Below are 7,740 nucleotides of genomic sequence, written 5' to 3'. Positions count from 1 at the left end.
CGGAAAAGTCGGTCGCCGCCAGGTCCCCTAGCCCACTCACAAAAACCCCCACACCAACATCACATATACCACCGCGGGGTGGAGCAGCCCGGTAGCTCGTCAGGCTCATAACCTGAAGGCCGCAGGTTCAAATCCTGCCCCCGCAACCATCTGAACTTGCGATGCGAACGCATCACGAACCCCAGCCCCGAAACGGGCTGGGGTTTTTGTTTGTCCGCCTGACGCTACCGTCAGGATGCCGGCGAGATCGCCCCGGACATCGATCTGTAGCCCCTTGTCGGATGGCGTGAGGATAATGGCCTCGATCAGCGAGCAGAATACTTCGGTTGCTTTCTAGTCTGAAGATTAGGAAAATCCATGCCCGCATGAAAGGCCGGATCCGTTTCAATATGGCTACAGATAGGATTGATTTGATTTTAGTGCAGTTATTTTAATATCAAGATGAATTATAAAATGATTAATCTTCAACATCGGAATTATTATTTACTTTGGTGCTCCAGAAAATAAATGGAAAAATTAGATTAAATTTAAAGAAGAATAAAAATATTTTCAAATTATTTTATAAATTTAATTAACGTGCATATACTATAAATTAAACGCCAAAATATATAAAAATATTAATTAATTTCTTATAAATTATAAAAACTATTTAATTTATATAAATAAAGAGTTCTAGATGAGAATGTATATTATTTTTATTAACGGTTATATTGAACTATTTTTTGTTATTTACTTTCTTTTGGTGTATGGATGGCGAATCAAGATAACGAAGAGGATCATCCCGTGGCGATTAAAGACCCTAAAGTCATCGAGCATCTGAACACGCAGTTGACCAACGAGTTAACGGCCATCAATCAGTATTTCTTGCACGCACGTACATTGCGCCACTGGGGCGTGACGCTACTCGGTAAGAAAGAGTATGAAGAATCCATTGAAGAAATGCATCATGCCGATTGGCTGATTGAGCGCATTCTTTTCTTGGGTGGTTTGCCAAATGTTCAGCGGCTAAATCAAATTTTGATTGGGCAGAGCGTTGAAGAAATTCTCGAATGTGATCTGAAGCTTGAGAAGAAAGCTCTTGAGGATCTTCGTGAAGGTATTGCGTATTGTGAGAGCGTACGAGATTATGTTTCCCGCGACCTTCTTCTTAAGATTCTTGTGAATGAAGAAGAACATGAAGACTTTATTGATCGTCAGTTTGACCTGATTAAGCAGGTTGGAATTGAGCGGTACATCCAAAAAAATTCTGCCGCAGCGCCCGACCAAGACTAATTTCTTTGAAAATGCCCGGAATTTCCGGGCATTTTTTTGCTTTAAATTAGCAATAAACGTTTTGCGTTGCTGGTTGTGGAATATTCGTATTGGCTAGACCGATATTTCTTCGCTCTTGAATGGCTTGCTTTAAGAGGCAAACCATTCCTGGAACGCAGTTTCCGCACTGAGCACGACATTTCTTGGCAGTATAAATTTCCGAAGGACGGGATGCCCCGGCATCGATCGCCGACTCGACGTCTTTGTGGGAAAGTGCGTTACATGAACAGATGATCATGAGCTGCTCGTGGCGTCCTATCATGAGGCAATGATTTTCTATACGCCAAATGAGATTAGTTCGCAAATGCAGTTCGATTAAAATTTTCTTATGTTGTCTGGCTTATGTTTTGAGTGCTCCAACGCTGCACAACTGGTCTGATGGCGAAGTTGCTGTGGATGCGGATCACACCCGGAAGGCGAGAGAGTTCTTCTTTGTGGATGCGTTCGTAGTCTGCAAGGTCCCGAGCTGCCACATGCAGAAGATAGTCTGCCTCACCAGTCATCAGGTAGCACTCACGAATGTCGGCGCATTCCTTAATGCGCGCTTCAAAGCGTCTTAGAGCTTCGTCCGTCAGGCGCTCCAAGGTTATCTGTACGATAACTGTTGTCAGGTTATGTACAGACCGATCGTCGATGACGGCATGGTAACCTCGGATGATGCCTTTCTCTTCAAGCATTTTGACACGTCGCAGGCATGCTGAGGGTGAAAGACCAACGCGTTCCGCGAGGTCTGCATTGCTCATACGGCCGTCATGTTGCAGAAGGCGAAGAATGGATTCGGTGGTGCGATCGAAGATCATGTCACAATTTTCCGTCTTCCTTGGTTATATGCTGCATATATAACGTTTAAGACTGAAGAATATGCTGAATTTATGCAGGAAATTTCATTTCGATTTGCGATAGGGTGACGTATGACGATCTTATCAGCTCCTCACCTCTGGCCTGCCTCCCGGGCGGGTGCCACTCTTACGGTTGATCTCAAAGCTATAGCCAAAAACTATCGCTTTTTGAGGGATAGGGTGGGAACGGCAGTTTGTGCCGCTGTTGTGAAAGCGGACGCCTATGGGCTGGGTGCTGAGCAAGTGGCACCTATTCTTGAACGGGAGGGTGCAAAAGAATTCTTTGTTGCTCATGTTGATGAAGGAATCGCTCTGCGCCAGATCGTCTCACCTGAGACCCGGATTACGGTTCTGCACGGGCCGCGGCCGGGAGCTGCAACTGAGTGTGTCTATTTCGGGCTTCGGCCTGTTCTCAACAGTCTTGAACAAATAGATCTTTGGAAACGCGAGGCTGCGCGAGAGGGTGCCGTTCTGGAGGCTGTTATCCAGATGGATAGTGGTATGTCCCGTTTTGGTCTCTCTTGGGCGGATGTCAGGAAGCTTTCTGATGATCAAACTCTTTTGGACGGTATCAGTATTGGGTTGGTGATGAGCCACCTGGCTTGTGCGGACGATCCAGCCAGTGCAGCCAACCAAACCCAACGCCAAAGATTTCGGGACATGGCGGCTTTAATGCCTGCAGCTCCTTTGAGCCTCTCGGCTTCTTCGGGGATATTCCTAGGTACGGATTACCATATGGATTTGGTTCGGCCTGGCGCGGCTCTCTATGGAATCGCTCCTAACGCTGAACGTCCTAATCCCTTGCAGCAGGTTGTTTCTCTTCATGCCCGTGTTCTTCAATTGCGGGATGTGGGGGTAGGCGATGCTGTTGGGTACGGCTTGACCTATCGTCCTGAGAAACCGCGCCGTATTGCGACGGTGGCTGTGGGATATGCAGACGGTTTTTCCAGGCATCATAGCGGGACAGGTTGTGCATGGCTGGGAGATATCGCCCTACCTATTGTGGGGCGCGTTTCTATGGATTCCCTGGCCTTGGATGTGTCAGCCGTTCCGGAATCTCAGCTGCATGCAGATATGTATGTTGATTTGATCGGGCCGCGCAGAAGCGTTGATGATGTGGCCGCCTCTGCGGGAACTATCGGATATGAAATTTTGACCTCTCTAGGTGGGCGATATTATCGCGAATATGTGGAGTAGAGTCATCCGATTGAGGGTGTAATCCCGTTTCAATGATTGACAGGGCTGTTTGAAAGACCCAAATACACGAATGAGCATCGCAAGTTGTTCAAGTGCCCTTTCTTTTGCGTTGAATTCGGAAAATTCATGTATCTCCGCCGCGATCGTGCCCTGACAGCTGTTTCAATCATGTTGGATGTTGCTTTTCACGCGGGGCGTTCCGGTGTGGTGAGTGGCGCTGATATTGCCAAGCGGGGTAATATGCTGCGTCGCGGGATCGAGCCTGTTCTTCAGGCTCTTTCGAGAGAAAAACTTCTGGATAGTGTGCGAGGGCCTAAAGGCGGTTATCGGTTGGGGCGTCCGCCACGAACGATTACGGTGCATGAGATTGTTCAGGCCGTTACCGAAGAACACACCCCCGATGGGGAAGCAGCCAATCCGTTAATAGAGAAGGTTCTTGAACCTTTTTGGGCCTCAATGAATGTTGAGCTAGCCAAAAAAATGGAAGCTGTGACCTTGGAAGGGTTGTTGCGTCAGGCTGAAGAAGCGGGAATGCAGCGACCTAATCGAGCTCCTATCTCCTTCTCTATATAACTAAAAATTTTAGTTATAAAAAATTATCACTAAAATTTGCTGATTGAGGTTGGAGAATTCACCATAATGGATCATTATTTGATCCGTTATGGTGAATTTTTCGTTGCTACGATCAGTCCTTTTTCATTCGCTGCATTACGTTGAGAAGGTCTGCGGAGCTTCTTTTGATGTCATGCAAGGGGAAACCTGCGAGTTGATGGTTTATCCTATGTCAGTTTCGTTCCTGCGGAGGGCATTATGAAACGACCAGTTCGTGTTGGAGCAGGTGAGAAGCTTGTTTTGACGGCTAATCGCCTTCTGGATGGAAGAATCGTCTGGCGCGATCATGATGGACATTGGACGGCTCGGGTTGGGGCAGCGGAAAAACTAGATTCTGACGCCGTGAGCGATATTCTTGAGGGAGCGCAGGCGCGTGCTCAGCAGGATGGTGTCGTAGGTGTTTATGAGGTCGCTGTACGCGACGTTGATCCTCCGGAACCTGTGACGGTGCGTGAGCGAATCCGTGCGCATGGTCCGACTGTACATCCGGAATTTTCAGTGGAGGCCGGGCAATGAATGCTCCTGTTGGCCATTACCAATACGATCAGATTGACCGCGATTTTCTGGCCGCTCGCATCGACGAATTTTCCGGGCAGGTAACGCGCCGTATCGATGGAAGCTTGAGTGAAGACGAATTCAAGCCGCTGCGACTGATGAATGGCCTGTATCTTCAGCTTCACGCTTACATGTTGCGGGTCGCTATTCCATATGGAACGATCGACAGTCAGCAGATGCGGATGTTTGCGCATATTGCGCGTCGGTACGATCGTGATTATGGGCACTTTACCACGCGTCAGAATATTCAGTTTAACTGGATAAAGCTGGAAGAAACTCCGGACATTCTGCGCGATCTGGCGAAGGTGGACATGCATGCCATTCAGACCAGCGGGAACTGCATCCGGAATGTGACGTCTGACGAATTTGCGGGTGCGGCTGCGGATGAAGTCGTGGATCCGCGGGTTCATGCTGAAATTCTGCGCCAGTGGTCCACACTGCATCCCGAATTCACGTTTTTGCCGCGGAAATTCAAGATTGCTATTTCTGGCAGTCCGAATGACCGGGTTGCGGCTCGTTTCCATGATATTGGGATTCTGGCTCGCAGTGGCGCGGACGGGCGTCCTGTTTTCCGGATCTTTGTGGGAGGAGGCTTGGGCCGCACGCCCATTATCGGGCAGGAGATATTTGACGCTGTGCCTGAAGAGCGTTTGCTTGCAACGCTCGAAGCAATTGTCCGTGTCTATAATGCGCATGGACGCCGCGACAATATTTACAAGGCACGGATCAAGATTCTGGTTCAGGCTCTGGGCATTGAAGCTTATCGTGAGGCTGTCGAAGCTGAGTTGCAGCAGATGGATCTGGAGCATTACCGTCTGACGCCTGAAATGGTGGATGCGATCCGCGCGCGTTTTGCTGTTCCGGAACTCTCAGCCCCGGATAATGCCTCTCAGGAGCTCTCAGTCAGACGTGAGGCTAATCCGGAATTTGATCTCTGGGTTCGAAGCAATACGCATCCGCACCGTGATGCGGGTCATATTATAGCGGTTGTTTCGCTCAAGCCTGCCGGGGGAATTCCGGGAGATGCGACGTCCGCCCAGATGGACCGTCTGGCCGATTTGGCGGACGAATATTCCTTTGGCGAACTGCGGATTACGCATCTTCAGAACATTGTTCTGGGGCATGTTCGACAGGATCGGCTGTATGATCTGTGGCTGGCCCTGAAAGAAGTGGACTTGGCATCTGCCAACATTGGTCTGATCGGGGACATCGTGGCATGCCCAGGGCTGGATTACTGCGCTCTGGCAAATGCACGTTCCATCCCGATTGCCCAGAAGCTGGGTGCCCGTTTTGGGGATGCCACCTTGCAGGCAGAAATCGGCGCGCTACGGATCAATATTTCAGGCTGCATCAATGCATGTGGCCATCATCATGCGGGTCATATTGGCTTGCTGGGTGTGGACAAGCGCGGGGAAGAGTTCTTCCAGATTACGTTGGGCGGCCGGGCAGAGAACGGGGCCTCCATTGGAACCATTCTCGGGCCAGCGCTTCCGGAGGACGATACGGTTGATGCGATTGCCCGGCTGGTGGATTGCTACCTTGGTATAAGGCAGAGGGGCGAGACGTTCCTCGATACGTTGGATCGACTCGGGGACGTTCCTTTCAAGGAGGCAGCTTATGAAACTGTTTGAGCTGAACGAGCGTCCCGCCAAGTTTCATGAGGCATTGGTAACGCTTTCAGAGTTGGCAGAGAACACAGACGCACGCGCTGTTCTTCTGGATATTGCTGATGATGCGACGGCCCTGAAACCGTATCTCAATCGACTTGAGCTGGTTGTTTTGCGCTTTCCGATCTTCCGTGATGGGCGTGTGTTTACGCAAGCGCGGGAGTTGCGGGAGTACCTCCGCTTTTCGGGAGAAATTCGTGCCGAAGGGCATGTCCTTCCAGATCAGGCGGCCTTCCTCAAGCGGTGTGGCGTAGACAACGTCGTTTTGCCGGAAGGAAGTGATGTGGAACTGTGGGAAAAACAGCTCCATCGTTTCCCGGTGGCATATCAGCGCTCTGTTCTGCCTTTCCGACCCGTTGAGGGTGGTTTGCGGGTTGAAGAAGACTCCTAACGGGTTCCGAACCATCCACGGCGCCAGAACCAGAAGAGCGGCAGGATGGTTGATAGAACCATCAAGGTAAGGCCGTAAGGGTAGCCATATTTCCAGGTAAGCTCCGGCATGTCCTTGAAGTTCATGCCGTAGATGCCTGCGATCAGGGTTGGCATGATCCCGATTGAGCTGGCAACGGTGAGGACTTTCATACCGTCGTTCTGCTCAATGCTGATGAAGCCCAACGTCGCGTCCAAAAGAAATTGGACCTTGCTGACGATCTGGGCATCGAAGTCGCTTAGAGAAGCGATGTCGCGGCCTGCGACTTTGAGGCGTGATTTGAATGTGTCAGCCGGCGTTGGTGATTTCCCAGCAGTATCTCTGGCGGGAAGGGGAGACGTGCCCTGATCCTTGGCCTTTTGCAGGCTTTGGCTGATGTAATCTTCCAGATAGATACGAACACGGTCGATGCCGAGGAGACTGTCCCGGACTGTTGAGGCTAGGTCTCCGGCATATCCGAGGCGGCGCAGGGTTTCGCGAAGCATGGCGCCCACGCGCGCGCGATCGCGCGGTTGCTCGGCGTTGAAGACGCGGCGGGAAATGGTGTCGAGAGTGCGCCCCAGGCCTTCGAGGATATCAGCCAGACGGTTGATAATCTCTTCGAGCAGTTCGACCAGCAGTTCTGTTGAAGAGGGCGAGACCTTGCCTGCAGGGTATTCGGCGAGCTTTCCCCCTACGAGATCAAAGGCGAAATAGTCCGTATAGCGGACCGTGATGATTCTCTTTTCCGTCAGGATGAAACCGACGGGTTTGGAAAACGAGACGTCATCCGCACGGCGTACAAGGGGGGTGGAGAGATAGAGGCAGTTGTCCCGTTCATAATGGCGGGATGAGCTTTCGATCTCTTCCAGTTCTTCCAGTTTGGGAATGTGCACCCCAAGGAGTGTCTCGGCTTTTGTGATTTCATCATGTGTTGGATTGATGAGGTCAATCCAGTTCGTGGCATTGATATCGACGTCCGGGCCGATCTCGCGGGCCGGTGTGCCGGCGGGCCGGGCGAGAAGCATCAGAGAAAGATCCTTGGTCGGAGGCAGAAGGTGTTCTGACTCATGTCTTGAGGACGCGCTTCGTGCAAGGGGGCTGCCGAGAATTCGGTAAGGGTGGTTTCTTGAAAATGGTGTGGATGGAC

Annotated in this window: 9 protein-coding genes, 1 tRNA gene and 1 pseudogene; 7 read left to right on the top strand and 4 right to left on the bottom strand. The window is 50.7% G+C overall.

The window, feature by feature from the left end:
• Window positions 1-72: 72 nt before the first annotated feature.
• A tRNA-Met gene (locus KP705_RS11590) sits at window positions 73-149 on the top strand.
• Here the strand turns inward: KP705_RS11590 and KP705_RS20085 are convergent.
• Window positions 106-333, bottom strand: a pseudogene (locus tag KP705_RS20085) (recombinase family protein); the annotation flags it as partial. The gene KP705_RS11590 and the pseudogene KP705_RS20085 sit on opposite strands and share 44 nt — an antisense overlap.
• 417 nt (window positions 334-750) lie before the next feature.
• Between KP705_RS20085 and bfr the strand changes: the two are divergent.
• Window positions 751-1,272, top strand: coding sequence for a bacterioferritin (bfr, locus tag KP705_RS11585; RefSeq protein WP_207204217.1), 522 nt, complete (start codon window positions 751-753; stop codon window positions 1,270-1,272).
• 46 nt (window positions 1,273-1,318) lie between these two features.
• Here bfr and KP705_RS11580 read toward each other — a convergent pair whose 3' ends face one another.
• Both KP705_RS11580 and KP705_RS11575 read right to left on the bottom strand, forming a co-directional pair.
• Window positions 1,319-1,549 carry a bacterioferritin-associated ferredoxin gene (locus KP705_RS11580; RefSeq protein ID WP_080951459.1) on the bottom strand — a complete coding sequence of 77 codons (231 nt, stop codon included), beginning with the start codon at window positions 1,547-1,549 and terminating at the stop codon, window positions 1,319-1,321.
• Window positions 1,550-1,637: 88 nt separating this feature from the next.
• Window positions 1,638-2,111, bottom strand: a complete 474-nt coding sequence (locus tag KP705_RS11575; protein WP_046900314.1) for an Lrp/AsnC family transcriptional regulator — start codon at window positions 2,109-2,111, stop codon at window positions 1,638-1,640.
• Window positions 2,112-2,222: 111 nt separating this feature from the next.
• Between KP705_RS11575 and alr the strand changes: the two genes are divergently transcribed.
• The 5 genes from alr to KP705_RS11550 all read left to right on the top strand — a co-directional run bounded on the left by alr (window position 2,223) and on the right by KP705_RS11550 (window position 6,572).
• Window positions 2,223-3,347: an alanine racemase gene (gene alr, locus KP705_RS11570; RefSeq protein WP_046900313.1), complete on the top strand. Its 1,125-nt coding sequence runs from the start codon at window positions 2,223-2,225 to the stop codon at window positions 3,345-3,347.
• Window positions 3,348-3,473: 126 nt separating this feature from the next.
• Window positions 3,474-3,920: an Rrf2 family transcriptional regulator gene (locus KP705_RS11565; RefSeq protein ID WP_046900312.1), complete on the top strand. Its 447-nt coding sequence runs from the start codon at window positions 3,474-3,476 to the stop codon at window positions 3,918-3,920.
• Window positions 3,921-4,157: 237 nt separating this feature from the next.
• Window positions 4,158-4,475, top strand: a complete 318-nt coding sequence (locus KP705_RS11560; RefSeq protein ID WP_046900311.1) for a DUF2849 domain-containing protein — start codon at window positions 4,158-4,160, stop codon at window positions 4,473-4,475.
• On the top strand, window positions 4,472-6,145 hold the full coding sequence (locus KP705_RS11555) for a nitrite/sulfite reductase (RefSeq protein WP_046900310.1): 1,674 nt from the start codon (window positions 4,472-4,474) through the stop codon (window positions 6,143-6,145). The genes KP705_RS11560 and KP705_RS11555 overlap by 4 nt, the downstream gene beginning before the upstream one ends.
• A complete protein-coding gene (locus KP705_RS11550) occupies window positions 6,132-6,572 on the top strand; it encodes a DUF934 domain-containing protein (RefSeq protein WP_046900309.1) in 441 nt (146 codons plus the stop codon). Before KP705_RS11555 ends, KP705_RS11550 begins: the two co-directional genes overlap by 14 nt.
• Here KP705_RS11550 and KP705_RS11545 read toward each other — a convergent pair.
• Window positions 6,569-7,618, bottom strand: coding sequence for a CorA family divalent cation transporter (locus tag KP705_RS11545; RefSeq protein WP_046900308.1), 1,050 nt, complete (start codon window positions 7,616-7,618; stop codon window positions 6,569-6,571). The genes KP705_RS11550 and KP705_RS11545 overlap by 4 nt on opposite strands.
• Window positions 7,619-7,740 lie beyond the last annotated feature (122 nt).

The sequence above is a fragment of the Gluconobacter sp. P1D12_c genome, from assembly GCF_018812105.1.
GTDB lineage: Bacteria > Pseudomonadota > Alphaproteobacteria > Acetobacterales > Acetobacteraceae > Gluconobacter > Gluconobacter oxydans_A.
The sequence above is the reverse complement of the archived record's forward strand: the minus strand, read 5'-3'. Positions and strand labels throughout refer to the sequence as shown.